The organism is Paenibacillus peoriae KCTC 3763, from assembly GCF_000236805.1.
GTDB classification, from domain to species: domain Bacteria; phylum Bacillota; class Bacilli; order Paenibacillales; family Paenibacillaceae; genus Paenibacillus; species Paenibacillus peoriae.
This window is the reverse complement of record NZ_AGFX01000010.1, coordinates 1-26,430: the sequence shown is the minus strand read 5'-3', so window position 1 is coordinate 26,430 and position 26,430 is coordinate 1. Positions and strand designations below refer to the sequence as shown.

20 protein-coding genes are annotated in these 26,430 nt (G+C 48.2%); 5 read left to right on the top strand and 15 right to left on the bottom strand.

The genetic code is table 11. The features are described 5' to 3' along the window. Positions 1 to 84: 84 nt before the first annotated feature. Entirely contained in the window at positions 85 to 1,116 is a 1,032-nt protein-coding gene (locus KQI_RS0102220) for an FUSC family protein (protein ID WP_197536382.1), read from the bottom strand. A 267-nt stretch (positions 1,117 to 1,383) separates the two neighbouring features. Here KQI_RS0102220 and KQI_RS0102210 point away from each other — a divergent pair, with 267 nt between their 5' ends. Next, on the top strand, positions 1,384 to 2,553 hold the full coding sequence (locus tag KQI_RS0102210; protein WP_010345061.1) for a glycosyltransferase family 4 protein: 1,170 nt from the start codon (positions 1,384 to 1,386) through the stop codon (positions 2,551 to 2,553). 18 nt (positions 2,554 to 2,571) lie between these two features. Here KQI_RS0102210 and KQI_RS0102205 read toward each other — a convergent pair whose 3' ends face one another. The 12 genes from KQI_RS0102205 to KQI_RS0102150 all read right to left on the bottom strand — a co-directional run bounded on the left by KQI_RS0102205 (position 2,572) and on the right by KQI_RS0102150 (position 19,256). Continuing rightward, positions 2,572 to 2,775 (bottom strand): YwbE family protein, encoded by a 204-nt coding sequence (locus KQI_RS0102205; protein WP_010345060.1) that lies wholly within the window; start codon positions 2,773 to 2,775, stop codon positions 2,572 to 2,574. A gap of 63 nt (positions 2,776 to 2,838) precedes the next feature. Beyond that, on the bottom strand, positions 2,839 to 3,579 hold the full coding sequence (locus tag KQI_RS0102200) for a DUF1361 domain-containing protein (protein WP_010345059.1): 741 nt from the start codon (positions 3,577 to 3,579) through the stop codon (positions 2,839 to 2,841). A gap of 190 nt (positions 3,580 to 3,769) precedes the next feature. Next, on the bottom strand, positions 3,770 to 5,521 hold the full coding sequence (locus KQI_RS0102195) for a hypothetical protein (RefSeq protein WP_010345058.1): 1,752 nt from the start codon (positions 5,519 to 5,521) through the stop codon (positions 3,770 to 3,772). A gap of 34 nt (positions 5,522 to 5,555) precedes the next feature. Beyond that, on the bottom strand, positions 5,556 to 6,518 hold the full coding sequence (locus KQI_RS0102190; protein ID WP_010345057.1) for a sugar phosphate isomerase/epimerase family protein: 963 nt from the start codon (positions 6,516 to 6,518) through the stop codon (positions 5,556 to 5,558). After that, on the bottom strand, positions 6,515 to 7,387 hold the full coding sequence (locus tag KQI_RS0102185) for a carbohydrate ABC transporter permease (RefSeq protein WP_010345056.1): 873 nt from the start codon (positions 7,385 to 7,387) through the stop codon (positions 6,515 to 6,517). The genes KQI_RS0102190 and KQI_RS0102185 overlap by 4 nt, the downstream gene beginning before the upstream one ends. A gap of 18 nt (positions 7,388 to 7,405) precedes the next feature. Then, positions 7,406 to 8,308: an ABC transporter permease gene (locus KQI_RS0102180; protein ID WP_010345054.1), complete on the bottom strand. Its 903-nt coding sequence runs from the start codon at positions 8,306 to 8,308 to the stop codon at positions 7,406 to 7,408. A gap of 28 nt (positions 8,309 to 8,336) precedes the next feature. After that, positions 8,337 to 9,944, bottom strand: a complete 1,608-nt coding sequence (locus tag KQI_RS0102175) for an extracellular solute-binding protein (RefSeq protein WP_010345053.1) — start codon at positions 9,942 to 9,944, stop codon at positions 8,337 to 8,339. 389 nt (positions 9,945 to 10,333) lie between these two features. Continuing rightward, a complete protein-coding gene (locus KQI_RS0102170; RefSeq protein WP_010345052.1) occupies positions 10,334 to 11,545 on the bottom strand; it encodes an MFS transporter in 1,212 nt (403 codons plus the stop codon). Between the two features lie 19 nt (positions 11,546 to 11,564). Then, entirely contained in the window at positions 11,565 to 12,596 is a 1,032-nt protein-coding gene (locus tag KQI_RS0102165) for an ROK family protein (RefSeq protein WP_010345051.1), read from the bottom strand. Between the two features lie 185 nt (positions 12,597 to 12,781). Beyond that, entirely contained in the window at positions 12,782 to 15,121 is a 2,340-nt protein-coding gene (locus tag KQI_RS0102160; protein WP_138984788.1) for a helix-turn-helix domain-containing protein, read from the bottom strand. Between the two features lie 300 nt (positions 15,122 to 15,421). Continuing rightward, positions 15,422 to 17,974: a beta-mannosidase gene (locus KQI_RS0102155; RefSeq protein ID WP_010345049.1), complete on the bottom strand. Its 2,553-nt coding sequence runs from the start codon at positions 17,972 to 17,974 to the stop codon at positions 15,422 to 15,424. Positions 17,975 to 18,188: 214 nt separating this feature from the next. Further along, positions 18,189 to 19,256, bottom strand: a complete 1,068-nt coding sequence (locus KQI_RS0102150) for a LacI family DNA-binding transcriptional regulator (protein ID WP_010345048.1) — start codon at positions 19,254 to 19,256, stop codon at positions 18,189 to 18,191. Positions 19,257 to 19,537: 281 nt separating this feature from the next. Here KQI_RS0102150 and KQI_RS0102145 point away from each other — a divergent pair, with 281 nt between their 5' ends. Next, positions 19,538 to 21,229, top strand: coding sequence for an ABC transporter substrate-binding protein (locus KQI_RS0102145; protein WP_010345047.1), 1,692 nt, complete (start codon positions 19,538 to 19,540; stop codon positions 21,227 to 21,229). A gap of 179 nt (positions 21,230 to 21,408) precedes the next feature. Here KQI_RS0102145 and KQI_RS0102140 read toward each other — a convergent pair whose 3' ends face one another. After that, a complete protein-coding gene (locus KQI_RS0102140; protein ID WP_010345046.1) occupies positions 21,409 to 21,954 on the bottom strand; it encodes a GNAT family N-acetyltransferase in 546 nt (181 codons plus the stop codon). A 61-nt stretch (positions 21,955 to 22,015) separates the two neighbouring features. Next, the gene (locus tag KQI_RS0102135; RefSeq protein WP_010345045.1) at positions 22,016 to 22,381 is read right to left on the bottom strand and encodes a DUF2500 domain-containing protein; all 366 of its coding nucleotides are present in this window, start codon (positions 22,379 to 22,381) and stop codon (positions 22,016 to 22,018) included. 372 nt (positions 22,382 to 22,753) lie between these two features. On the opposite strand from KQI_RS0102135, the gene nrdI reads away from it, so the two are divergent. The 3 genes from nrdI (at position 22,754) to nrdF (ending at position 26,363) form a co-directional block, all read left to right on the top strand. After that, on the top strand, positions 22,754 to 23,113 hold the full coding sequence (nrdI, locus tag KQI_RS0102130; RefSeq protein ID WP_010345043.1) for a class Ib ribonucleoside-diphosphate reductase assembly flavoprotein NrdI: 360 nt from the start codon (positions 22,754 to 22,756) through the stop codon (positions 23,111 to 23,113). Beyond that, the gene (gene nrdE / locus KQI_RS0102125; protein ID WP_010345042.1) at positions 23,100 to 25,184 is read left to right on the top strand and encodes a class 1b ribonucleoside-diphosphate reductase subunit alpha; all 2,085 of its coding nucleotides are present in this window, start codon (positions 23,100 to 23,102) and stop codon (positions 25,182 to 25,184) included. Before nrdI ends, nrdE begins: the two co-directional genes overlap by 14 nt. 213 nt (positions 25,185 to 25,397) lie before the next feature. Beyond that, positions 25,398 to 26,363, top strand: a complete 966-nt coding sequence (gene nrdF, locus KQI_RS0102115; RefSeq protein WP_010345041.1) for a class 1b ribonucleoside-diphosphate reductase subunit beta — start codon at positions 25,398 to 25,400, stop codon at positions 26,361 to 26,363. Positions 26,364 to 26,430: the final 67 nt, after the last annotated feature.

The window sequence follows — 26,430 nt, the reverse complement described above, 5'->3', positions numbered from 1 at the left end:
TTCTTCGATACCTGAATTCATTACATAAAAAGCGACCGTTCATCTGATCGATGCATACGGTCGCTTTTGCTTTTGGATTAATCGCTATCTGCTCTCTTCCACAGGATGAATATGATCGGCCAGCCTGCTCAGCCGCTCCAACTGGTGACCATAGTCGTACATGGCCGCAGCCACAATGGAGAGACGCAGCATTCCCTCCTGACAATGGTCAAAACGTGTAATCGCATGCTTCATAAATTCACTGTTCGTCTGCTGAAACAGCTCACTCTCGTCCTCGTTCGGTTTGAGCTTGTTTTCAAATTTCAGCAGCGCATGCTCATGAAACCGGATTAGCTGCTCCAGGTGACCATCAAAAAACGCATCCGTTCCCTCTGGTCGTAAAGATTGAAAGTAGTGCCTTTCCACCGCATCCAGCACTTCGTACCCTTTGTGCAAGCTTTCGAGCATTTGCTTGTATACTACCATTTGTCTCGTCTGACTGAACCGGGAGCGCTTAAGCTTCTTCTGCTCTTCCTCGAACAAATGGTACTTATCCGACAGCGACTTGATCGCACTCTCCAGCTTCCCTTTTTCCTCTTTAAAGACAGACTCTTTAATTTCATCGGAAATGGCAGTCCGCAGCAGCAAGGACATGCTGTTAAAAACGCTTTGAATCTGACTGATAAACTGCCGTTTTGGTTTCGGAGGAAACACCGTAATATTAATAACAAAAGCAGAAATAATCCCGATTAAAGTAAGCACAAAACGGGTCACCGCAAATTTCCAGTCCCCCGACGCCTCCATTACCGAAACAACGGTAACCAGTGTTAATCCAACCGTATCTGCCATATTTAGTTTCAGACATATCATAAGGACCAGCACACACACCAATCCGACCGCAATCGGCTCATTCGAAAATACCATTCCGCCCAGCAACGCCATAATTGCACCTAGTGTGCTTGTTTGGAGCTGATCCAGAAAATAACGCCACGACCTGTATATCGACGGCTGCATGGCAAAAATAGCGGCTATCGCTGCCCCTACAGGCGAATGGGTGTTCAAAAGCATGCTCAGAAAAAGGGCGAGCGTCACCGCGATTCCCGTTTTTAACACCCGTGCTCCAAAAGCCAAAGCCATCCCTCCTGCTTACCCTTCAAATTTATTCATACCGAATTACTATAATGAAATTTCAAAATAAAGTCTATGCCTTATTATTACCCAAAACAAACGTCAACAAGGAATATTTATGAAATGCTCCGAGAAAAACGCCCGTCCGCGGGCCAGCTTTTACAAAACCCGGCAAGCCCGCAAACAAAATCATGACATAATTAAAGCCGGAGCCTCCAAGCGGACTCCCCTGAAACGTCATAGGATAAATGAGAATGGCGGAGGAGGAATGAAGGCATGCTTCGAGTCGCGTTATTTACCGATACGTATGCGCCTGACGTCAATGGCGCTGCCCTGACACTGCAACGATGGATTGGCTATCTGGAGACACATGGGGTATCTACACTCGTCTTCGCACCGGAGGCAGACAGTCATCTGCCCTCGGGACCGGGTGTGGAGCGGCTACGGAGCATTCCCTTTTTGCTGTACCGGGAATGCAGACTTGCGATCCCCAACGCCAAACAGATCAATGAGCGCTTGTCAGCCTTTTCACCACATCTGATTCATGTCGCTACTCCATTTAACCTTGGCCTTTATGGAACAAGCTACGCTGCCAGACACCATATTCCACTCGTTGCCTCATACCATACCCATTTTGATAAATACCTCGAATATTACAAGCTTCGCTGGCTTGAACCTGCCTTATGGAAATACATGCTTTGGTTTCACAGACATTGCGAAAGAGTGTATGTTCCTTCTCGGTCAACCATGGAGTTGTTGCGTAATAAGGGAATGAGCCAACTCGAAATCTGGGGCAGAGGAATTGATACCGATCACTTCCAGCCAAAGGTAGATCGTCATGCGGTATGGAACAAATGGGGCGTTCGTGCAGATGCATTTGTTATTTTATATGTCGGCAGACTTGCACCGGAAAAGGGAATAGACACGCTACTAGATACCTATCTCCAGTTGCCCGGCGATGTCCGTGCCGCCTCGGTGTTGGTCATTGCAGGAGATGGTCCATTACACAAGGCAAAGACGGCCGCAGACATGGGACTGCCGGAACATGCAGTCCACTGGCTAGGCTTTGTAAAAGGGCGAGAATTGGCTGAGTTATACGCCGCAGCCGACGTATTTCTCTTCCCCTCCACCACCGAAACCTTTGGCAACGTCGTACTGGAGGCCATGGCAAGCGGTACTCCCGTGGTCGGTGCCGATGAAGGTGGAGTAAAAGATAATTTAATTCACGGAAAAACTGGTCTATTGTGTCCTGCCGGGGATGTGGCTGCCTTCGCTGAAGCTGTACATCTGTTGTACGAGGATGCCCCGCTGCGCCGCTCTATGTCCATAGCAGGCAGAGCCTACAGCCTGGAGCAGACGTGGGACCGCATTTTTGAGCGGCTGCTGGACAGCTACATGGATGCAGCCACTCTTCATCTCAGCAGCCATCCCATAACACGAATATAGCCCAGAGCCCTGCTAGCTCTAGCCATCATTCGTTACAATATGTTTAACCCGCCCAACCTGCCCATCTGTCAAACGCACTTTGATTCCATGCGGATGACGTGGGGAATTGGTCAGGATATCCTTCACCGTTCCTCGCGTCAGCTTACCGGTGGGCTGATCTTTTTTAAGCACAATATCCACTTCAAGACCAGCACGGATATTGGATCGGTTTTGTCCGTTCATTGTAGCTGCTCCTCCTTTGCTTTACATTTTAAGATGTCTATACAACATGCAGGCGCATCCAAATTACCAGTTGCGCCATTCATTCCGGCAGCTGTTACCCATCCAGATGATACACATCGTGGACATATAGCTGACCAGCAAAATAACGAATACCAGCCCGGTAAACTCTATAAAGTGAGCCCGCTGCAGGGAGTCCGCCCATATAGAAGATACCTGTTCATACAGTTGGGAAGGTGCAGAAACAATATCCCACGTATTTCCGCGAAAGAAACGGCCGATGTATATACCCAGACTGCTCAACAACAGGACTGCCACCACAAACAGCCAGCTTACAAGCCCGCCACGTGCACGTTGTACCAGCTGTCGTATGGATTCAAGCGATACAAAGCCCATCGTCAGGCCAAGGACAGCTACCAGCAGCATCCCCAGTACATGATTCCAGAAATACGGATTTCCCCAGAAGCGTGGCTCCTCAAGAAATGGATAGTTGGCGAATACATGCAGCAAATCTGTAATTAAATAGGGCGTATTGGGATAAAACAAGAGCCATGCCGCCCCTGTCACCCACAGCAAAAACGTCCTCGTTCCCCTTCTCCAGGAACAATGAATGACATCCAGCAGCAGGGTCAGAATCATGGGAATCCAGGCTAACATCATATTCCACCATATAAAAAAATAAGGGCGCCCCCCTGAGGGCAGCTGTACGTTAATGATCCATAAAGTGCTGATCACTGAGCATACGGCCAATACGATAAAAACATACCCTTTTACAGGATAATTTAACGATCTTAAACGGGCGTACATGTATGTAATTTCCTCCTTTGCAACCGTCCAGCTTTCCTGACGTTCCAATTTACACCTGTTCTGGACAGTGTACACTACAATGGCTTCAAGCTCAATGGAAGCGCTCTACCTCCGTATACATGAAAACACAAAAAAACACCTGTTCCCCGAGAATCGGCCTCATCCCCGGAAAATAGATGTTTATTATACTTCAGGCTTCACTCACAGGCAAAGGCGACATGCGAATACTGATCGTCTTATCAAACGGCGCCATCCAATTGACCAGCAGCGTGCAGCAATCCACAGGATGAGCAGCCCCCCGAACCGAAGCAGCCGTATGCTCCATGGCTGTTCCCGTTAGTTCCAGCCAAGCATTCCCCGATTCATAACGGGCTGTGCCGCCAGTCCAGCATTGTACCGTTTCATTCACCTGCCTGTACTCTCCGCAAGTAAATCTTCCTTCACGTCCAAAAACAAAACTGATCTGGGTCATGCAGTCCGCCGGACCCTCTGAGCGAAAACGCAGCCTCCATACATCCTCCTCACGCTCCACATCGATCCGTATATCGTGCTGCTGCTCATGGGTTAACGGCCGTTTGTGATGTGGCAGCAGATACCACGGGCTGACCTCCTCCTGCGAGGTGGGCGGCAAATCCGAAGCAGCTACAGGACCATAGTAGCCTTTGGCCTGATGACCTGACAGTGTCCAGCCTGTTTCGTGAGCTGTCAACTCTTGCATCGGTACAAACCCGGGCGAGAAATACGATGCAGCCTGTACTGCCAGCAGTCGTGCATCTCCATGCCGCAGTGACAGGAACGATGAAACCTCGGTCATTAGGGTCACACTGGTGTCCTGCTGTCGATAGCGAACGACTGGAGCACCAAAATCTGTATGCAGACGGCTATGATAGATTTGCTGGTGATGCCCTGCCTCATCCATCCGGCTCAGATAATCCTCCCTTGGAAAATCTCCGTTCAGCAGCTTGTTATAGCTGACTGGTAATGGGGCTGGCGCTACTTCGCGAGTTTGCAAGCGCGGATCTAGCAAAAAGCGTACAGCCGCATTGATTGGAGCACCGCCCGGATGATCCATGACTTGAATGGCGGCGTCAGCCATCGCTTCGAATATGGCATCTTTATCCTCCGTAGCCAGCATGGCATACGGGAGAAGATAAGAGGATAGATTCAGCTTCACACCGAAATCCTGCCTCCCTGAATACTCCGTGACCACTTCGCCATCGGGGTGGACAAGATACACCATCATGTGCAAATTACGGCGCACTGGCTCTAATAGCTCCGGGTGCTTCAATAAACGGGCAGCATGAATCAGCATTATATCGCTGACGGCATTATAAATCCCGTTGCTGCGCTCCGTCCATTCTCCGTCCGGCGTCCCGTCCAGCCCTTCTGCCAACCATGCTTCGGCCCGCGCAAGCGCCTCAGGCAGATCGAACAGTTCATGCAGAAAGCCCAGGGCAGCACACAGTACCCAACGGTGGTTTGGCGTATGGCAGCCTCCGGTCAGCATAACCGGAATCGTCCGCTCCAGAAACAAGCGCATCGCATCAGTCACCTGGCTCAGCTCAAGCCAGTTGTCCCCAACCAGCAGCTGATAGACCTGAGCGTAGCCCACGACCACGAACGCTGTATCCGGCGGCGAGTGAAAATTGGTCCAGCCCGGCGAAATAGAGCCGTCCTCATGCTGCACACGCAGCATATACTGGGCCGCCAGCTCAAGCCGGGTAAGTACATCCTTATTCCGGTAAAAGACAGAATCCGGATTGACGAGCGCAGCCGTCCAGATTGCCATCGCCGCAGGTGTACCGACCGAATGATTAGGCCAGGCGATTCCGTTCTCATCATCGATCACCCCGCCGTAATAACGGCTGTTGGCATCCAGCACCTGATGGTCCATGCCTGGCTCCACCCAGGCATCGTTGATCGCTACAATTTTACTGTACATACATTTCAACCCCTGTACTATGCGTAGTTATTCATTAGCCTTGCGGCTCAAGCTTCGCAATCTTGCCTGTCAGCAGCTCATGACTGCGTTCAATCTCTTCCGGCTGACAAGCTGCTTTCAGCTCATAGACCTTAATCGGGGCCTGGCGGATGATATTCACGAAACGATCAAAAAATTCCAGATCACCGCTATGAATATAAGGGCACCAGTGATCGGATAATCCTATGGTTTCATGAATGTGAACACCCAGGATATAGTCGATCATTTCATTGGCTTCCTTGGCATTATCGTACAATCCCATACGGTCCATGATCATACCGTGTCCAATGTCATACCACAGGTAGACAGACGCCCCCTTCAAACCATCTATAATCGTCTTCGCCTCCTGTAGGGTAGGCATCTGATAGCAGCGTGAACGCGTTTCAATCCCGATGGCTACATCATACCCCTTGGAGGTAATGCGGTCGCACGCCTCCTCCAAACTGTCACGGATACGCTGTGCATAATGCCCGCTCAGTGAATTTCGGCGCTCCAGCATTTGTGCCCACAGCGTTTGATAGGCAGCCGAATCCCTGCCCTGCTCACGGTAAATACCAGCCAATTCCTCACTGATATCATAAGGAAACGGAACCTCTCCCGGATGCACAACTACTGCCTTTGCCCCGTAACGATGCGCATATTCCGCAGATTGCACCAGCAGCTCTATCGCACGTTTTCGCTTCGTCTCATCCTCAAACCCGAGCAGCACGGAATCCGTGCCGTAATCCGGGTCTGGGGTATGAGGAAACGTATTATGCACACTCGATATGCCAATTTCTCCACGTTCAATCATAGGTTCAATCGTCGTCAGCATTTCCCGGGTAATGTTATAATTCAGCTCTACCCGGCTAAAGCCCAGTTCGCGTATTTCCTCAATAGGCTCTCGGCCGACGGTATGCTTTTTCATATTCCAACAGGTGGAAAAGGAGTATTCCCCCTTCGTCTTCATTGTCATCATCCTTTCACTGCTCCGACCATCACGCCGCTAACAAAATACCTTTGCAGCCACGGATAAACCAGCAAAATCGGAACCGTAGCGAAAATGACACTCGCCGCCTTCAGCCCCTCAGGCGTAATTCTCGCACCGCTGGCTCCTTCCAGCCTGGTCAACTCGGATACCATGTTATTTTGAATCATTTGATACAGCTTGAGCTGTAACGGAAATAAATCGGGGTTTTGAATATACATCAGCGTATCCTGAAATCCATTCCAGCGTCCTACACCGTAAAACAGGCTTAATGTCGCCAATACGGGCAGAGACAGCGGCAGTACAATCCGAATCAAGGTGCCGAATTGACTGGTGCCATCAATCTCCGCCGCTTCTCCCAAGCTTTCCGGAATCCCATTAAAGAAAGAAATCAGGATAATCAGATAAAACGGGCTGATCAGACCTGGTAGAATAAGAGACCACATATTATTCAACAAATGCAGATCACGCACCAAAATGTATTCGGGAATGATGCCACCGCTGAAAAACATCGTCACCACAATGATAAACATCATGGTTTTGCGGCCCTTCAGGTTTTTCTTCGTTAACGGATATGCCGCTATGACCGTCATCAACATACTCAGCACTGTCGTAATCACCGTCAGCATAACTGTAAACCCGAGCGAACGGATCATGCTCATATCGGAAAAGACCTTTCCATATGCCTTCAAATTGAACTCAACTGGAAACAGAGTCACCTCCCCGGACGTAATCGCCCGGTTTGAACTGAAGGAAATGGACAAAATGTGAATAAACGGGGCCAGGCACAGTAGTACAGCCGCAGCCACCAGCACTGTGGTTACGATATCAAAGGTGCGATTTGCAGTACGTTCACTCATCAGATGTCAGCAGCTCCTTTACATAATACTTTCATCCGTCAGCTTCTTGGATGCATAGTTAGCGCCTAGCACAAAGATCAGACCAACCACAGCCTGAAACAGGCCAACCACCGTTGCCAGCGTATATTGTCCGGACTCCATCCCGATGCGATACACAAACGTGCTAAGCACATCGGAGTAATCCCGAACTGCCACATTGCCAATGACATAAGGACGATCAAAGCCAATCGTGATCATATTGCCCAGATTGATGATAAGCAGCGTAGCGATGGTCGTTTTCATACCTGGAATCGTAATGTGCCAGATTCTTTTCAGACGTCCTGCCCCATCTACCTCGGCAGCTTCAAACAATTCCCGGTTAATGCCGGTTAAGGCGGCTAGATACAAAATCGTCCCCCAGCCTGCGCTTTGCCACACACCCGTTAGCAGATATGTGAGCACCCAATCATTTTTATCTGTCAAAAATGGAATCGCTTGAAGGCCGAGCGTGGTGAGCACATTGTTGATCATGCCGGACTGTGTACCAAACACCTGATACACAATCCCGCCGATAATCACCCACGAAATAAAATGGGGAATGTACAAAATCGTTTGCGACAGCTTTTTAAACCAGACCACTTTCATTTCATAGAGTAAAATCGCCAAGATTAAAGGGGCTGGAAAAGATACCAGCAGATCAAGCAAATTCAGCACGATGGTATTACGCAGCGTTCTATAAAAATCGTCCATGCGGAATACTTCCCGAAACGCATCAAGCCCGATCCACTCGCTTCCCGTAATCCCTTGAAAAAAGTTAAAATCCTTAAAAGCGATCTGTACGCCCCACATCGGACCATATTTGAATACAATGAAGTAGGTCAGGGGCAGCACAAGCAACGCATATAATTGCCAATATCTGCGGAAGTAAACGTTCCCTTTCACGCTGTCTCCTCCTTTACTTTCCGCCTTCTTACTTGCCTGTCATGGCCTTGTAGGCTTCAGTACGCTCATCGAGTATCGCCTGACCACCGCTCACCATATAATCCTTTAATGACGCATCGTAGACTGCATCAAACTGTGCCGGAGGTGCCATCACAGATTTGACAACCATTTCATCAAATTTATCCAGCAGTGAGTTGCTGTATTTGGACTCGGACTTAATCGGATGGTCAAATTTCACGGGAGGAACGGTATCCGTGTTCGATAGATCCATGGCCTTGCGAACATCCTTTTGGAACTGAGGCGGCATAGCCATAATAAAGGCTTCCTTGTTTTTGTTATCGTCTCCTGCGATCTTGCCGTTCGCAATAATGACCACATCACCCTGATTATAGATACGATCCTGCGCTTCTTGTGTCGGTTTTTCCTTGGCAACCGGGATGCCGTCTTTCAAGGTATAGTTCTCGCCTTCCACACCGTTTTGCATGTCGCGCAGTACCTTTTCAGAAGACATCCAGTCCAGATACTTGATCGCTTCAATCGCATGCTCACTGGATTTAGGCACCATGATGTAAAGGCCGTTGGATGCAAATTCCGGCTTGGCATGCTTGCCCTCGCTGTTGGTGTACGGGTCCATTGGCGTCAGCTTGGCTTTGGGCTGGTTGGCCAACAGGTTGGCATAAGCCGAGTCGTTATAAAAGATATTGTCGTAATCATCGCTAAAAAAGCCGGTATTTCCACTTTGAATATCCTGAGCCAGCTGTTTTTTGTCCTTATCCAGACCAAAGTCCTTGCTGATCAGGTTTTCATTGTACAGCTTGTTCAGAAACCGGACTCCATCCTTGAATCCAGGCAGCAGCGTCGGATAGTCACGCGAACCCAGTTTTTGGGTCAGCGTATATTTCTGCTCATCCGTCACCGGCTTAACAAAAGACCACAGCAGCGGATCATATTGTCCCGGCTCCATCGTCATCCCCAGTGGAACGACCTTGCCACCGGTCTTGCCGGGATCTTTTTCCTTAAACGCTTTTAACGTGTTATATAGCTCATCTGTCGTTTGAGGGACAGGCATTTTCAGCGTATCGAGCCAATCCTGACGAATAAAGGAAGAGTATTTCCCTAAGATGGTACGTTTGCCTGGAATGGCGAACTGCTTGCCCTCTACTTGACCGTAGCTCAGCGTATCTTCTCCGAGGAATTTTTTGAGATTTGGACCGTACTCATTCAGCAGCGGGGTTAAGTCCGTCAATCCACCTTGCTCTGCATACCGTTCAAAGGTACCGGAATCATACGTAAATACGATATCAGGTACATCGCCGCCGCTGGCCATCAGGACATTCAGCTTGGTGACCTCTTCCGAGCGCTGAACGGGCACGTACGTTAAATCGATGTTATTGGGTTTACCAAAGTTTTCTTTTGCATAACGGGTCAAATAGCTGTCAGTAATGGTATAGCCTTGAGGTGTGTTGCCTCTGTCGAAAATTTCAACCTTCAATGAACCAGCCTTGTCTCCGGCAGCGGTCGAACTCTTGTCCGCCTCACCTGTCGAGCACGCACTCAATACAACCGACAGAGCAACTGTAGCTGCAAGCAGCAGACGCTGCTTCTTCAATGATCCTCCAGCCTTACTTCCTCTCATTCCTGAACACCCCTTTGTCTGCTTTTTCCCGTTCGTCGCCTCTTTTTATGGATGAGGGTATGGCATATCATGCATCAGCATGAGTCTGTCTCTTTGGTTCGGGATGTGCCTTAGTATGACATGACCGCAAGAAAACTGACAATAAACTAGTTTCCCAAACATAAACCGTTTGAATGAAAGCGATTACCGAATATGATAAAGCGCTTACTTTTATAGAAACTCACTATTTTCCTGCGAATAAACCATTTTCATTGTTCAATCCGTGTGAGATATAGTCCCATATCAAGTGACTTAAAGGTTGTTTTTGCGAAAAAAAAGAGCATCCTCATCCTTATGGGATGCGACGCCCTCTCTGTATTTTACCAAGTTTCAATGATGTACGAAGCTCGCTATTCCTGCTGTGAAATGTCTGACGGGAGACTCATGGATAGCTTGCGTACTTTATCTGTTTTCCCATTCTTGCGGCTGCGTGATACATACACCATCATTAACGCACCTAAGGTCGCGCTGATCATACACGCCAAATTCATGAGCTGCGGTCCTCCAGCATGAAGGAGAAACCCGTTTAACAAATTGCCTACAATCCCTGCCAGTCCGGCAAACACCATATTGAACACGCTTTGTCCCGTCGCCTGCATATCCTTTTCAGTGACATGCGATACATATTCAACCGCAGCAATGTAGAAAAATCCAAACGATAGCCCGTGCAGCACCTGCACAGCGATCATAACGGTGGGAGCGGGAAAGGCCCACTGAATCCCCCATCGGAACATATAAGCGACGGCCCCTAGCAATAAAGTTCTCTCCAACCCGATTTTTCGAATCACTCGTGAAGCGAGCAGCATAGAGGGGACATTCGTAATGGAGGCGACCAGCAGCGCAATCCCGACTAAGCTCGGAAGTCCTCCTGACATTTTAAAGGCCAGTACAAAATAGGTATTGAATGCAGTCAATGTCTGATTCACCAAAAAGCTGCCGCCCAAAAATATTAAAAATGTCCTGTTGCGGAGCAATTGTCCAATACCGTCCGAAAGTGATTTGCGCAGCACGAGATCTTCTTCCGTTTTTTTCGGCAGCGCCAGCGCCGTCAAGGCCGCAAGGCTGTTCAGCGCCAAAAAAGGCACCCAAAGCATCGTCACAGATAAAAGGGACACAAACAATCCCCCGGCGTAGCCACCCACCGCATTGCCTATACTCGCCATAAATCGTATGCTGCCGTAGGTTGTGCCTGCCTGTTTAGCCGCCACAATCGCATAGGAATCTGCAATCGGTGCCTGTGTTGCCGTAAATATAGCCATGATGGAATAAACTAAGGCCATCAGCACAAAATGCTCTGACTGATAGCACACGGCCATAACTCCCGGGACCACTACACTCAAAATAAGGACCAGTCGCATTTGACGATATTGGTCCACAATAATTCCCCATATCGGCTGAACCAGAATGGAGACCAGCGTACCGATCGCCATCAAAACACCAACGCTGCTGCTCGTCAACCCATTCTGGACCAGCAGCAGGGTCAAATATGGGTTAAATATGCCCCCTGCCAAACCAATAAACAAATAAAAGCTACGCAGCTTCAGCATTTGCGAGCCAACCATCTGGAAACCTCCCTGTTGTTTAGCGTACCGTGCTGCCCAGAATTGTCGCCAGACCTCCGATGGCCCCGGCTTCATTACCCAGCTCAGCAGGTACAATGGTGCAAGGAATGTCCGTCCATAAGGTTACTCTTTGCCGAATTTCATCCAAATAATACGTGTTGTCTTCTGCCACTCCACCACCTATAACGATCATTTCCGGATTCAGCAGGCTGATCACATTCGTTAAAGCCATCGCCATATGGGCCAGCGCAGGCTCCAAAATCGTCTGTGCTTCGATATCCCCTTCAGCCGCCGCTTGTAAAACATGGCGAGCCCCGACCTTGTCCCTGTCTCCCTCCACCAGCCGAATCATATGCATACCAGGTATGCCGGATGCGAGCGCCGATTTTACACTGCGTGTAATCGCTGTACCTGATGTTAAAGATTCGAACACACCAAACTCGCCTGTCCCTTTCTGTTCTGCCGCTTGCCGTGCTTGTTCCTCGCCTGCAATCCAGTACGCCATTTCACCAGCTCCGCCTGCGGCACCCTTGTACAGTTCCCCATTTAAAATAAGGCCGCTACCAATGCCTGTCCCTACCGTTACCATCATGACATGGCGTAATCCCCGGGCTGCCCCCAGCCATTGTTCTCCGAGCGCAGCCATGTTCACATCATTATCCAGCACCAGGCGACCGCTGTATCGCTGTGCAATGATAGATCGTATATTTTTATGCATACTATCTTCAGAACTCCATTGAATCGCTGGAGCGTGAGTGATCGTTCCACTATCGTTATCCACCATGCCGGGAAAACCGATGCCAATGCCTTTCAACTGTTCCAGTGACAGCCCTGCCTGCTCCAGACAATACTCCAGTTCCCCGAACAGACGCTCAAAGAAAAAATGAACATCCTTCGTATGCACTGTCGGGAACTTATGTCTCACCACCACTTGTCTTTCCGCTGTGCCAATACAGATCAGTGTCTTCGTCCCGCCAACATCAATGCCTGCGGCCCAGCCGGAAACCTTCGGCTCTCCCCCATGTTGCTTTTGTACAAATATGTCCGTCATAGCCATCCTCCGTCATTCCGGTTCGCCATTATGCCTGCCAATCCAATCTATCGGCCATTGACGCCCTGTAGGTTCAAGATATGGACATAAGTATGGCATTTTGCCCCCCTGTACCGCAATAAACTAAATTCCGCCCCATAAACCGACTCGTTCTCCCCGGTCTTTAGGCAAAAAAAAGCGAGCGCCTATAGCGCTCCCCCTGCTGCTGAATCCTCCGGCTTTAATCTCAGCTTGCGGTAATCTCCTGGCGTTACGCCAACGACACGCTTAAATACCCGCCCAAAGGTAATTGAATTGGCATAGCCAACCTGAGTTGCAATATGCTGAACCGTCTCTGTGGTGTTACACAGCATTTGCTGGGCGTGGTTCATACGAAGCCGTGTCAAAAAATCAACGAATTTCATGTCAAATTCGGTTTTAAACAGATGACTGGCATATTTGGGCGATACATCAAAACGCTCACTCAAATGATTTAATGACAAATCCGGATTCGTATAGTGCTCTTCAATATATTGCTTCATCTCGCTGACCATGGCCCGATAGCTTTTGGTTTCACTGGCCGCAACATAAGTCCGATATACAGTGGTCATATGCTCCAGCATTAGCGTATGCATCATAGCCAGCGAGGAAGCCGATTCAACCTCAGCTTTCCATTGCTGTCCCTCCGCCCCGTTAAAATTACGATCCAGCGCGCCCGATACATCCTTCATTTCGTGCATTTCCCGTTCCAGCAGCTCCTGTAGCCACCGCACCACTGTTAAAATGTCTCCATCCTTCAGCCTATCCGTCTCCATCGCCTCGAATAGTCCTTCCAGTTGTATACGCCAATCGTGGCTTGCCAGCCGAAAAGAACGAATCGTCTCCGAAATCAGCGGCAGATACGAATACAATGGAATTTCATTAGCCTGCGGAACCTGATCACTGGTCACAATATCACGCACCCCGAGCGTTAACCGATACCGCAGGGCAGAAACAGCGGCCCGATAGGAATCCTGAATATGCTCCAGCTCGTGAGTCTGGCTGCCAATTCCAATTGTAAGCTGTACACCCAGATGGCCCTGCAGCCACTCACAGCCCGTTTGCGCCATCTCTTGCAGCTTCACCCCCAGCAGGCCCTCCCCATCGCCTTCCTCTTTCCGCAGCAAAATGGAGATTCTTTCACGGCTCATCCATTCTGCCCAGCCCTGCCATCCATAGGTGGCTGCAAGCTCCTGTATCACACCTAGCAGCGACAGGCTCAAACGTTGATCTTCATCTCCATCTTTATCTCCATGCTCCTCCGAATGTCCGCTACCGGTTGATCCCCCGTCTGCTGCGTCTGCTGTCTGCGGCAGGTCCAGATCGTGCAGTTCTACCACCATAACAGCGTAGATCGGAGAAGCCTCCCCCTTCCCGCCATCTGCAAAAGGAGAAAGATGATCCAGCCGGAATTCTACCGTTTCAGTGGCTGCACCTTCCATAAGATCAAGGAACAGCTGCCGTCGCCGAATGAGTATATTCGCATGCTCCTGCTGTTCATAATCAACCGTTTGCCGAATCAGACTTTGCAGCGCATGATCAATCATCCACAGCTCATCCTTATTGTTTTCCTCACCTGAACGGCCTGGAAGTTGCTGGATACGCTGCATCATCAACTGAATTGGCCTGTAATTTCTGCGGGTCACATAAATAATGTAGACCACCGCCAATATAACCACAGCCAATCCGACCGCAATCCAGACGTAAGAGATCACAGACACCCATTCGAATAATTGCCCGGCACGAATGCCGCTATCAAAACTCCAGCCCAGCCGGGGGGAGAGCAGCTGAGTCAGCTGCTGCCCATCCTCTGCTTTTACAGCATCCTTGGAACCGGATGCAGCCGGATAAATCAGCTGTCCGCTGCCATCATGAATCACCAGATAGGAAACGGCCGGGTTCGTCATTTGAGCGATCACTTGCTCCAACGGATACACACCGATGTTGACCACCAGCAGTCCTTGTCCCCCAAATGGCAAAGGGAGCCGCTTATGCATTGAAATCACACGTTCTGATGTATGCTTGCCCGGCTCCTTCCATTCCCGCACAGACGACCACTGCCGATCCTCCGACCGGAGCGCCTGCTCAATGTACGGATAATCGCCAAACGTTGAAGCCTCCTGAAGACCACTCGTGGTTAATACCTTATGATCCTTCATTCGGTAAATATAAATGGAGTGTACCAGCTCATGATTATCCTTCAGCGTACGCAGACTCCCTACCAGCTCATATAACATCATACTGCCGCTTTGAGCTTGTCCGTTCAGGAAAGTGCTGTAGCTCTTGTTCGTCTCCGCCTCGTTTAAAACGTCCATTTCTACCTTCGTTAGTGAATTTTCCACACTGTCCATCACAAATCCGGTCGTGATCCGATTCGCTTTGCTGGTTTCATTGCGCGATATCTCGTTCACGATCAGGAAGGATAAGAAAATGAGAATCGACACTGTTAACATGAAAATTGGAAAATAGGAAAAAAGCAATCTCCTGTACCAGCTCTTTCGCATCATTTTTCCCCCTTGCCGCCTAATGCTTTCACAACCCTCTCTATAGAGCTTCATTCAACAATAAGCATACTTATGATGTCAGTTTTAATACACTCTGGGTTATACTTTGAACCTATTCTACCAAATTCAGATGCCAAATAGATAGAATTCTTATAAATCATTCGTTAACAATTCACTCTCAAACTGTTATTTGTTATATATATTAACACAGTGAAAGCGCTGTACATACCATATAAAAATAAACAGAAATAGCAAAAAGGCTTATCCATAGTCTGTTAAAGACGAATAAGCCTTTACAATGCCCTAACCTTGTATCCAATCTACCAACGAATGCACCGTCAACGTGCCTGGTGAAACGGCCTCAAATGTTGAGGCACCGTTACTCAAGCCCAAAAACTCTATGATCTTCGGAACACCGGGGGCCAGATCCAGATGGTTATCGCTGAAAATGCCTTCCCGTTCCGCTGACAGCCATACATGTCTGGCGAGCACATCCGAACAAAGCATAAAGCTGCTGCCTCTGCTTCCCTGTACCTCGGTTATCTTAATATTCGTCTGCGGCAAATCCATCTCTTTGGTATCTGCAAAATAAACTTCACAGGAGGCCAACTGCTCGCCATTTTGTGTCAGACACGCGACCAGCATATGCTCTGCACGGTTCAGGCCGTTCAGCCATTTGTCGGTTGGCAGTGTATGTACGATCCCTGCACCGCCCGCTGCCTGCTGTACCTGAATGTCCTCTTCACGGATCACTTGACTGCCACGAATATGCAAAAGCGTCAGCCGCAGCGTACCCGCAATCGGCTTCAGCGTATCGTTAACGATATGCAGCTCCTTATTGCCCTGTTCTGCATCTGTCACGCTCAACAGCACATCGGCAAAGCTGCGCTTCGCCGTATATTGAAGTGCCTTCCAACGACCGAAATAGTCCATACTCGACCAGGATGCAACGGGCCAGCAGTCATTCATTTGCCAATATAGTGTTCCCATGCAATAGGGCTTGTGACGGCGATGTGACTCTATGGCCATTTTCATCGCCTCTGCCTGTAAAATCTGGCTCATAGGAAGAAAACATGTAAAATCCTTTGGTTCCCGCATATACCGTTCCATGTATTCTTTGATCAGGCGATTGCCTGCCCCGTTTTTCTGATGCGCCAGCATGACCGCAGATTCCAGCTCCAAATCCTTTTCCTCCGCATAAGCGCGCACCGACTTGTACTCGGGAAAGGACTGAAAACCATATTCACTCATAAAACGTCCCACACGTACATGATAATTTTCAAACGGCTCCGATGCGTGCCACCCCCCCCAGTAGTGAACATCTCCTGCCTTCGAGAACGGATGCGCATGCTGGTTTCGATCCGCGGTCAAGCCAATGAGCGGGGAGGAGGGCCAATAAGCCGTCTGCGGGGTCCAGGTGTGTACCGCCTCCGGCAAAACCCGGTGAAAGAGCGTTTCATAATCGGCCCACAGACGCTCACGTTGCTCAGGCGTATAATCCTTTTTCCAGCCCCAGCCTCCGTTCTCTTCATAATGCGCCCATGCCGAATCAATCTCATTATTGCCGCACCATAACGCAATACAGGGATGATTACGCAGTCGCTTGATGTTGTCTTCAGCTTCCTGTGCCACATTATCCACAAAAGCCTCATCCCCTGGATACATGCTGCATGCAAACATAAAATCTTGCCATATCAATAAGCCATATTCATCACAAAGCTCATAAAATACGTCTTCCTCATAAATACCGCCACCCCATACCCGCAACATATTCATATGGGAGGCAGCCGCGCTGGCGATTTCATGCCGATACCGTTCCTTCGTAACATCAGTGGCAAAGCTGTCATTCGGAATATGGTTGGCTCCCTTGGCAAACACCGGAACTCCATTCAGCTCAAAATAAAAGCTCTCTCCCTCCGCATCCGGTTCACGTACAAGACGGATCGAACGCAGACCTGTTTTCACCGTTTTTTCCGCTATTACAGCTCCTTGCTCCCGCTCCGCAAGTTCGGCTGTAAACGTATATAGATGGGGCTCTCCCAGCCCTCGGCACCACCACAGCTTCGGCTTGCTCATATCTAGCTCCAGCTCTACGGTTTGCTTTCCCTTCAGCAGGTGAACAGGCTTCGACCACACCTTGCTGTCAGCGAGGATACGCAGCTCGGCCTCCGTCGCCTCTCCTGCATTCTCGACTTCTATGACCGCTGTGAGCCTGGCCTCTTCTGCATTCACTTCATCCTGTCGAATAAACAAATCTCGCACGATCATACCAGACCAGGCCTCGATCCGCACCTCTCTCCAAATGCCGCTTGTCACCAGTCTCGGTCCCCAATCCCAGCCATAATGATAAGGAGCCTTACGCGCGAAAACGCTTACCTTTTTGTCTGCCAAACCACCAGCTTCGGACTGATCATTTGGTGCAGGAAGTGCATAGCCTAACCGTTCCAGCTTGGGGACATCTTCAGCAATCGGTGAACGGAAATAAATTTCCAGCCGATTTTCCCCTACTTGAACAAACTCCTTCACATCCTGTCTCCATTGCCGGAACATATTATTGGCCGACAACACATGTTGCCCATTCACTTTTACATCCGCATAGGTGTCCAGTCCTTCCAACACCAATTCTATCCGCCTACATTGAAGCTGTTCCGTATGGGTCTCAAAACAGGCTTCATAGACCCAGTCCTGCTTGTCAATCCATTGTACCTCTGCCTCGTTCATACCGATAAACGGATCAGGAATTTGGCCAAGTCGTAAAAGATCGGTATGCACACAACCCGGCACCTCCGCATTAAACCACTCATCACTTTGCGCTTCCCTAAATCTCCAGCAATCCAGTCCTATCACATTGAACATTGTCACAAGCCTCCCTATAAGGATGATTGGGAACATCTGGCTTTCTCTTTCAGCATAACAAAAATAACATCAAGCTAACAAAATAGTCAAATTGTTTTTTTCGCAAAACGATTGGCATAACAACCAAAAAAGTCGCTCTCTGGCCTTAAATAGGCTAAAAAGCGACATCTTTATTTCTCCACATCAACGGAGTACATCTAATGCTATCTGAACATCAACTAGATCTGATTGAGCTGATTGGACGCTCAGGGTCATCATTTCCCCGACTGTTGCGCGGCGCATGTCGTTCCCGTATAACCAGCTCTGCGTGCAGCAGCTTTTTTTCGACGGGTGAATCCGGGTTGGTCATGCGCCATAGCAATTGATCCACCGCACGCATTCCCAGCAGCTCCTTATCCACTCTCACCGTGGCATAAATCGGCATCTGTTCGTTCGTATCATCAAATCCAGTCACCCCGCAGCGCCTCGGGACATCAATTCCCTTCCGTTTCAGCACATCCACCGCTTGTGCAGCAGTCACATCATTCGCGCACACAAACACCTCTGGCAACTCGCTCTCGTTCAGCTTGTCCAATTCCTCATCCAGCGCTTGCACTCCCCCGTGAAGAAAGCTCTTGTTCTGCTGTAATTGTACGCCGCTCATTTCCAATGTGGAGCGAAAAGCTTCCCAACGTTCATAGAAACTGTGAGCATCGTCAATTTGACCGACAAATTGAAAACGTGTATAGCCCCTGCTCAACAAGTCCTTCATTAATTCACTCATGCATGTGCGGTTATCCGTAAACACTGTATCACTTAAAAATGCAGAATCCCAATGATCTACCATGACGACTGGAATCCCCATTCGATAAATATTCAGCAGCATCGGCGTTGAAACCGACCCTACCGTAATAATCCCCTTGATCGCTTCCGGATTCAGCAACGAAAACATATCTTCAGTCGAGGGCTCCGTTAACGTGACCATATCCATTCCCTTGCGCTTCAGACGCTCGGAGATCCCTTCAAACACAGGTCCCCAGTATCTGGATTCCCTGTTCTGGTGTCGTATATTTGGAAATAACACCAGCACAGTGCCCGACCATTCCCTGGCATCCGTATCACGCGGCTCTAATCCGGTCACTTTTGGATGGTTGCGAAAATAGCCCATCTGGGCAGCCAGCTTGACCAGCACCGTCCTTGTCTCTTCACTTACGCCGGGCTTGCCTGACAATGCACGCGAAACAGCGAACTTTGAAACGCCCGCCGCATCCGCAATTTCCTGCAATGTTACTTTTCCACGCATCTTCTCACCCAACCCTATTCGGAATCTAGTTCTGCTTCTGCCTGTTTTCAATACACGGGTGTGCCTATAAACTTGTACCATCGTAGCATACTTTGTTTTAGATCATCAAACGATAGATTTGCACAAATCCACACCATTCATCATAATATGTTTGCATAATAAAAAAACAAACAACATAACAAGTCACCATAAATTACTTGACGAAAGGTAGCTTATTTCCTACAATTTACTATTGTAAGCACTTACATTATGTGAATCATACTTAAAAAGGGGGATTGCAAATGTTCAAGAACAGATCGGTACGACAAAGCTCCATCCTGCTCCTGGCTTTGCTGCTGCTCGTGACAACGGGCTGTGCGAGCGGAACAGGCGGTACGGCATTAAAAGAAGATCCCGATGACACCAGTCCTATTACCCTAACTTTTTTTGGCGGTGATTCCAGCTCCAACTGGAACAACATGAAAGACGCGGTCGGGCAAGAAATTATCAAAAAAACGGGCGTTACACTCAATGCCGAATATGCCGTCAATGGTCGAGGTGAGGAAAAATTTGCATTGATGGTCGCCAGCGGAGAGTATCCTGACATCGTGTATCCCAAAGGGGAGGTCGGAAAGATGGTCGATGCCGGAGCACTCATTGACTTAACCGACCTGATTGACAAATACGGCCCTAATATTAAGAAAGTGTACGGAGACTATTTTAACCGTATCAAATACAGCAGTGAAAATCCTGCCATTTATACGATCCCAACCAATTTGGGCGTAGATCACATCGCATTTGATGCACAGGCCGGCTTTGAAATCCAGCATCAGGCACTTAAAAAGCTCGGATACCCCAAAATTCGTACCGTCCAGGATTTTGAAAAAGCACTCAAGGACTATATCGCCAAATACCCCACCACCAACGGCCAGCCTACCATTCCCCTCTCACTTGATGCCGAAGACTGGAAAATTCAGATTACCGTGACGAATCCCGCCGTGACCGCTACAGGCGGACCGGACGATGGTGAGTATTATATTGATCCGAAAACACACAAAGCCATCCTACACTACAAGCGCCCGGAAGAACGGGAATATTTCCGTTGGCTGAATCATATGTACAACGAAGGACTGCTGGATAAGGATACTTTTGTGCAAAAAAGTGATCAGTACAAATCCAAGATTGCCGCAGGTCGGGTCATTGGACTCATTGATCAGGAATGGAACTATCAGGATGCCGAAAACGCCCTCAAGGCAGCAGGCAAGGATGAATTCACCTACGCTCATTTTCCAGTCACTTTAAATGAAAAATATCAGGATCATTCCCTCCAGCCGGTTGGCTTTGATGCTGCATACGGCATCGGAATTACGACTTCGTGCAAAAATCCGGTACGTGCCATCAAGTTTCTGGATTATCTCGCCTCGGATGAAGGGCAAATTTTACGCAACTGGGGAATTGAAGGCCAGCATTACAATGTAGAGAACGGCAAACGAGTCATTCCGGCTGCCGTACAGCAACGCAAAAACACCGATAATGCTTCTTTTACCAGAGAGTCAGGTATCGGTTTGTACTGGATATGGGGACCTCATTACGGGGACAGCATCAAGGACCCTTCTGGCAATTACTATACAACCAACTATCCGGAAATGATTACCGAAAATTACAGCCAAGCCGAAAAAGAATCCCTTCTGGCATACAAGGCCCAGACGTGGAAGGACCTGTTCCCGAACGAAAAGGATTTTCCGGCAAAAGAGTGGGGTGCCGCCTACAATATGCCGGTTCCGACCGATACGAACTACAATGTCATTTATCAGAAGTCGCAGGACATTGTGCGCAAACGGATTCCTGAGGCTGTACTAGCCAAGCCGGATCAGTTTGACACCGTCTATGACCGTATGCTGCAGGAGTTGGACCAGGCAGGTGTACCGAAGGCTGAAGAAGTCTACACCGGCCTGATCCAAAATCGGCTGAAGCTATGGTACGGGGAGAAATAACGATCTATAAGCTGAACTAAACATCTATCGTGCCGCTACGCAGTCGGATGGTGCTTCGCTTGTACAGCACCATTCCGACTACTCCGTTTTTATGTTTTTTTCAAATTCTGCTTTATAGTTCAAGTTACACTTATAAAATGAAAGATAGGGGCTAGACAGCCTGATGCTGTTCAGCCCTTTTACATAGAACACTCGTATTCACTCCGCAAAATTCCCATCTGGATAATGTCATAGTAATTACCTTCTCTAAATAGCTTTTCCCGCAGTCGTCCCTCCTCCTTGAAACCGCAAGCCAGATAACAACGGTATGCACGTTCATTGTACGCATAGACCTCCAGCTCCAGCCGATGCAGGTTCAGGGCATGAAATGCAAATTTCTGTATTAGTCGAATCGCTTCCCGCCCGTAGCCCTTGCCCAGGTCATCGTCACGGCCGATCACAATACCAAGTGTGGCATGCCGATTCACCCAGTTGATTTTAAATAAATCCAGTTGTCCGATGTAGTCCAGTGTGTCTTTATGCGCAATGACAAAGCCCTTGATCTCGGAGTTGTCATCAATCATCATCTGTACAAAGGATTCGCTATTGAATTGTGAATGCGGATAGATAAACACATCGCTTAAGCCATATGTAATTTCCGGGTCATTGACCCATTTTCGTATATCAGATATATCCTCCAGACGGTATTCTCTCAATACAATTCGTTCCCCAATGATATGCGGCATCGTCATCTTCCTCCCGTTTATGTATTTCTGTCAGGAATTCCAATTCCTCATCAACACACTATTACGCTTCCATTACCCTCACAAACTCCAGAAAACGTGTACCTTTATAATGAAGCTCTCCGCGGTCCCCGACCACAATCATACCGAAGTCCGTATCCTTCACCTTCAGCTCCTTACGTTCACCCCCGTCAAATTCAAAGGTAATATAATAATCTGTCGAAGCTGAAAAATCGCCTGACCCTCCACTTACCCTCGTCCGCTTATCCAGAACCTTGCATGGACGCTGTACCAGTTCGGCCGCTTGATTGGAAATTCCTGCTCCTATCGTCTTGCCAATACCGATAATCATGAAGAGAGCAACAATGCCAAACACAGTAAAAAAGATCATATTAAACGATTCAGCCTCATTTATATAACTACTTCCCATCTACTTCATCCTTTCTACAGTAAAATGTAAATTTTCCATTCTATTGCCCATTGACAAATGGTACATCTTCAACCTCAAAAACTCCAATACTTTTTTAACAAACTTACGAAAAAAAAGTTCTTTCGCTCTTTCCCGCACCCCGCTTGGACTTATACCTGATCTGGGCCCTCTGATCTCCTTTGGACCGATTGACAAAACTATATATAGATATAAAATAGAAAATGTACTCTAAATATAGTGTAAAAACGTATTCTCACCCGATATCTTGAACTTACAGGCATGAAAATACATGTACATATAGAGTCCAACATTTTAAATGGCGGGTAATGCCGTTTTCTTTTTTTTCGTTAATTGTTAAGGAGGATGCCTACAATGCTGATTGCTTATGATTCCAAGACCGGCAATGTAAAAAGATTTATTGGAAAGCTCAAGCTTCCGGCGGTTCAGATCCAGGAGCAAATGACTATAGATGAACCATATGTACTCATTACATATACGACAGGGTTTGGTCAGATACCTGAGAGGGTATCTTCCTTTTTGCAAAGAAACGCTAAAAACCTTGTCGGTGTAGCTGCAAGCGGCAACCGAAACTGGGGAGATTTCTTTGCAAAAAGCGCAGATTTGATTGCTGATCATTATAACGTCCCTGTGATTAGTAAATTTGAATTATCTGGAACGTTTGGAGATGTAGAGCGTTTCAAACAGGAGGTGAGCCGAGTTGCGGCATATTGAATTAAACAACATGTTGATGAAACGCGATATAGACGGCTTTTTCCAATTGGAAAAGGATCAAGAGGCTGTAGCAGAATTTATGAAGGAAGTTCAGGAGCGCAGCCTGAAGTTTGCAGATACAGCGGCTCAAGTGCTGTACATGATTGAGAATGATTATTACGAGAATTTCTATAATAGCTATTCAGCAGATGAAGTTAAAGATATTTTCCATATCACGCATAGCTATCATTTTAAATTCCCTTCCTATATGGCAGCATCCAAGTTTTATACCGATTATGCATTGAAAAGTAATGACCGTAAGGTCTATCTGGAGCATTATCCTGACCGGGTTGCAGCAGTCGCACTGCATTTGGGACGCGGTAATGCCGATACGGCGCGTCTGTTGGCCCGCTCGATGATGGAGCAGCGCCTCCAACCAGCCACACCCACCTTCCTGAATGCAGGCAAAAGCCGGCGTGGAGAACTGGTATCCTGCTTCCTGCTCGAAATGGACGACTCTCTTAACTCGATCAACTACGTGCTGAATACATGCATGCAGCTGTCCAAAATCGGCGGCGGCGTCGCGGTCAACCTGTCGAAGCTGCGGTCACGCGGCGAAGCAATTAAAGGCGTAGAAGGCGCAGCCAAAGGCATTATGCCTGTGCTGAAGCTGATGGAAGACGGATTCTCCTACGCGGATCAAATGGGGCAGCGTAAGGGCTCCGGCGCGGCGTACTACAACATTTTTGGTTGGGATGTACTGGAGTTCCTGGATAGTAAAAAAATCAATGCGGACGAAAGGGTGCGTCTCAAAACCCTCTCTATCGGATTGCTGGTGCCAAACCGCTTTTACAAGCTGGCTCAGGATAATGAACCCTTGCATGTATTTGCTCCTTACAGTGTGTACAAGGCCTATGGAACGCATCTGGACGACATGGATCTGGATGTAATGTACGATACGCTGCTTGCCGACGATCGGGTAAAGAAAAAAGTAGCGATGAGCGCACGTGACATGCTGACGAAAATTGCCATGATCCAGCTGGAGTCCGGCTATCCATACATGATGAACAAAAGTAACGCCAATCAGGCACATGCCCTTAAAAATGTGGGTCAAGTGAAGATGTCGAACCTGTGTACGGAAATATTCCAGTTGCAGGAAACCTCCGAAATTGCAGATTATGGCAGACAGGATATCATCCGCCGCGATGTGAGCTGCAATCTGGCTTCCCTGAACATTGTCAATGTGATGGAGCATGGCAAAATCCGCGAATCCGTTCATGAGGGCATGATTGCGCTCACCTCGGTCAGCGATATGACACAAGTGGCTAATGCACCGGGTGTTGCCAAAGCGAATCGCGAAATGCATTCCGTTGGTCTGGGTGTCATGAATCTGCACGGCTATCTGGCCAAAAACAAAATTGCGTATGAAAGCAATGAAGCGAAGGATTTTGTCCGCACCTTCTTCATGACGATGAACTATCATTCCATTGAGAAAAGTATGGAAATCGCGAAAGCGGCTGGACAAAGCTTTTATGGATTCGAGGAATCCGATTATGGGACCGGTGTATATTTTGACCGTTATCTGAATACGGATTACCGTCCAGCAACCACACGTGTGCAAGAGCTGTTCAAAGGGATTGATATTCCGACGCCTGCGGATTGGGACAAGCTGAAAGCCGATGTCATGAAAAATGGTCTGTACCACGCCTATCGTATGGCGATTGCGCCAACTGCCAGCATTTCGTATATTCAAAACGCAACATCCAGCGTTATGCCGATTGTTGAGCAGATTGAAACACGTACCTATGCCAATTCGACGACTTATTATCCAATGCCTTATTTGCAAAAGGATAATGTGTTCTTCTATAAATCCGCTTATCAGATGGATCAGTTCAAAGTGCTTGATTTGATAGCAGAAATTCAACCTCACGTGGATCAAGGGATTTCGACAGTGCTTCATGTGAACAGTGATGTGACCACACGTCAGTTAGCCCGTTGCTACCTGTATGCTGCACATAAAGGGCTTAAATCGTTGTACTACACACGTACCAAAAAGCTGTCTGTGGAAGAGTGCCTCACCTGCTCGATCTAAAGTATGATGGATAGCATGATGATTAAAAATTTGATGAGATAAAAATGCTTTTCATTCGAAGCTGTATCCAGCGTGACGTCCAGGCCAGTGCAGGTTTGGTCAGATCACGACCTTGCGGATGCAGCTTCCGTATGTCAAGCATACGATGATTCGCCTGCATCATTTCATTGTAATTATGGGGAATCTCGCAAGCTGAAGGGAGAATGCTAAACAATGACAGGTATACAAGCCGTAAACTGGAATCGCTCGGACGATGATTTCACACTGATGTTCTGGAACCAGAATATTATGCAATTTTGGACAGATGATGAAATTCCATTGTCAGACGATAAAATGACCTGGGTGACCCTCAGTGATATCGAAAAAGATGCCTACATGAAGGTTCTGGGCGGCTTGACACTGCTGGATACCATTCAAGGCGGTGTGGGTATGCCGCAAATTATGGAGCATGTGGACGGGCTGCAACGCAAGGCCGTACTGAGCTTCATGGCGATGATGGAGCAAATTCATGCCAAGTCGTACAGCAGCATCTTTACAACATTGGCTTCCACAGAGGAAATTGACGGTGTATTTCGCTGGGTGGAGGAAAATCCACACCTCCAGACCAAAGCGGAAACCATTCGTCAGTATTATATGAATATTCATACACCGAAAGACCTGTATCTCGCGATGGCTGCCTCGGTGCTGTTGGAAAGCTATTTATTTTACAGTGGCTTCTTCTACCCACTCTATCTGGCAGGTCAGGGCAAGCTGACATGCAGCGGGGAAATTATCGACCTGATCTTGCGCGACGAAAGTATTCACGGTGTATATGTAGGTGTGCTGGCACAGGAAATTTATGCAGAGCTGGACGAGGAAGAGCAACGTGATCTTTACCAGACGTTGGTCGGATTGCTGCGCTATCTGCACAATAACGAGGAGCAATACACCGAGCAAATTTACGCCCCGATCGGGCTAGTTGATGACGTTAAAGTCTTTTTACGCTACAACGCCAACAAGGCCATGATGAACCTGGGCTTTGATCCGCTGTTTGAAGAGGAAGAGGTTAATCCGATTGTATTCAATGGCATTAGCACCCACACCAAGCAGCATGACTTCTTTTCCAAAAAAGGAAACGGGTATGTGCGTGCAATGAATGTAGAGCCGCTGACCGATGATGATTTTAATTTCGGTGAATAAGATATCCGTATTTTAATCAATAGATTCAAAAAGCCCATTCCGCTTGAAGTGCACCCTGTCAAGTAGA

Bases quoted from the DNA above. Each gene is read 5' to 3' on its own strand.
- KQI_RS0102170 (WP_010345052.1), bottom strand. From the start codon at position 11,545: ATGGTTGGCTCGCAAATGCTGAAGCTGCGTAGCTTTTATTTGTTTATT.
- KQI_RS0102145 (WP_010345047.1), top strand. From the start codon at position 19,538: ATGTTCAAGAACAGATCGGTACGACAAAGCTCCATCCTGCTCCTGGCT.
- KQI_RS0102185 (WP_010345056.1), bottom strand. From the start codon at position 7,387: ATGAGTGAACGTACTGCAAATCGCACCTTTGATATCGTAACCACAGTG.
- KQI_RS0102175 (WP_010345053.1), bottom strand. From the start codon at position 9,944: ATGAGAGGAAGTAAGGCTGGAGGATCATTGAAGAAGCAGCGTCTGCTG.
- KQI_RS0102190 (WP_010345057.1), bottom strand. From the start codon at position 6,518: ATGATGACAATGAAGACGAAGGGGGAATACTCCTTTTCCACCTGTTGG.
- KQI_RS0102205 (WP_010345060.1), bottom strand. From the start codon at position 2,775: ATGAACGGACAAAACCGATCCAATATCCGTGCTGGTCTTGAAGTGGAT.
- KQI_RS0102220 (WP_197536382.1), bottom strand. From the start codon at position 1,116: ATGGCTTTGGCTTTTGGAGCACGGGTGTTAAAAACGGGAATCGCGGTG.
- KQI_RS0102150 (WP_010345048.1), bottom strand. From the start codon at position 19,256: ATGCGTGGAAAAGTAACATTGCAGGAAATTGCGGATGCGGCGGGCGTT.
- KQI_RS0102155 (WP_010345049.1), bottom strand. From the start codon at position 17,974: ATGTTCAATGTGATAGGACTGGATTGCTGGAGATTTAGGGAAGCGCAA.
- KQI_RS0102200 (WP_010345059.1), bottom strand. From the start codon at position 3,579: ATGTACGCCCGTTTAAGATCGTTAAATTATCCTGTAAAAGGGTATGTT.
- KQI_RS0102140 (WP_010345046.1), bottom strand. From the start codon at position 21,954: ATGCCGCATATCATTGGGGAACGAATTGTATTGAGAGAATACCGTCTG.
- nrdF (WP_010345041.1), top strand. From the start codon at position 25,398: ATGACAGGTATACAAGCCGTAAACTGGAATCGCTCGGACGATGATTTC.
- KQI_RS0102210 (WP_010345061.1), top strand. From the start codon at position 1,384: ATGCTTCGAGTCGCGTTATTTACCGATACGTATGCGCCTGACGTCAAT.
- nrdI (WP_010345043.1), top strand. From the start codon at position 22,754: ATGCTGATTGCTTATGATTCCAAGACCGGCAATGTAAAAAGATTTATT.
- KQI_RS0102165 (WP_010345051.1), bottom strand. From the start codon at position 12,596: ATGACGGACATATTTGTACAAAAGCAACATGGGGGAGAGCCGAAGGTT.
- KQI_RS0102135 (WP_010345045.1), bottom strand. From the start codon at position 22,381: ATGGGAAGTAGTTATATAAATGAGGCTGAATCGTTTAATATGATCTTT.
- KQI_RS0102195 (WP_010345058.1), bottom strand. From the start codon at position 5,521: ATGTACAGTAAAATTGTAGCGATCAACGATGCCTGGGTGGAGCCAGGC.
- KQI_RS0102160 (WP_138984788.1), bottom strand. From the start codon at position 15,121: ATGATGCGAAAGAGCTGGTACAGGAGATTGCTTTTTTCCTATTTTCCA.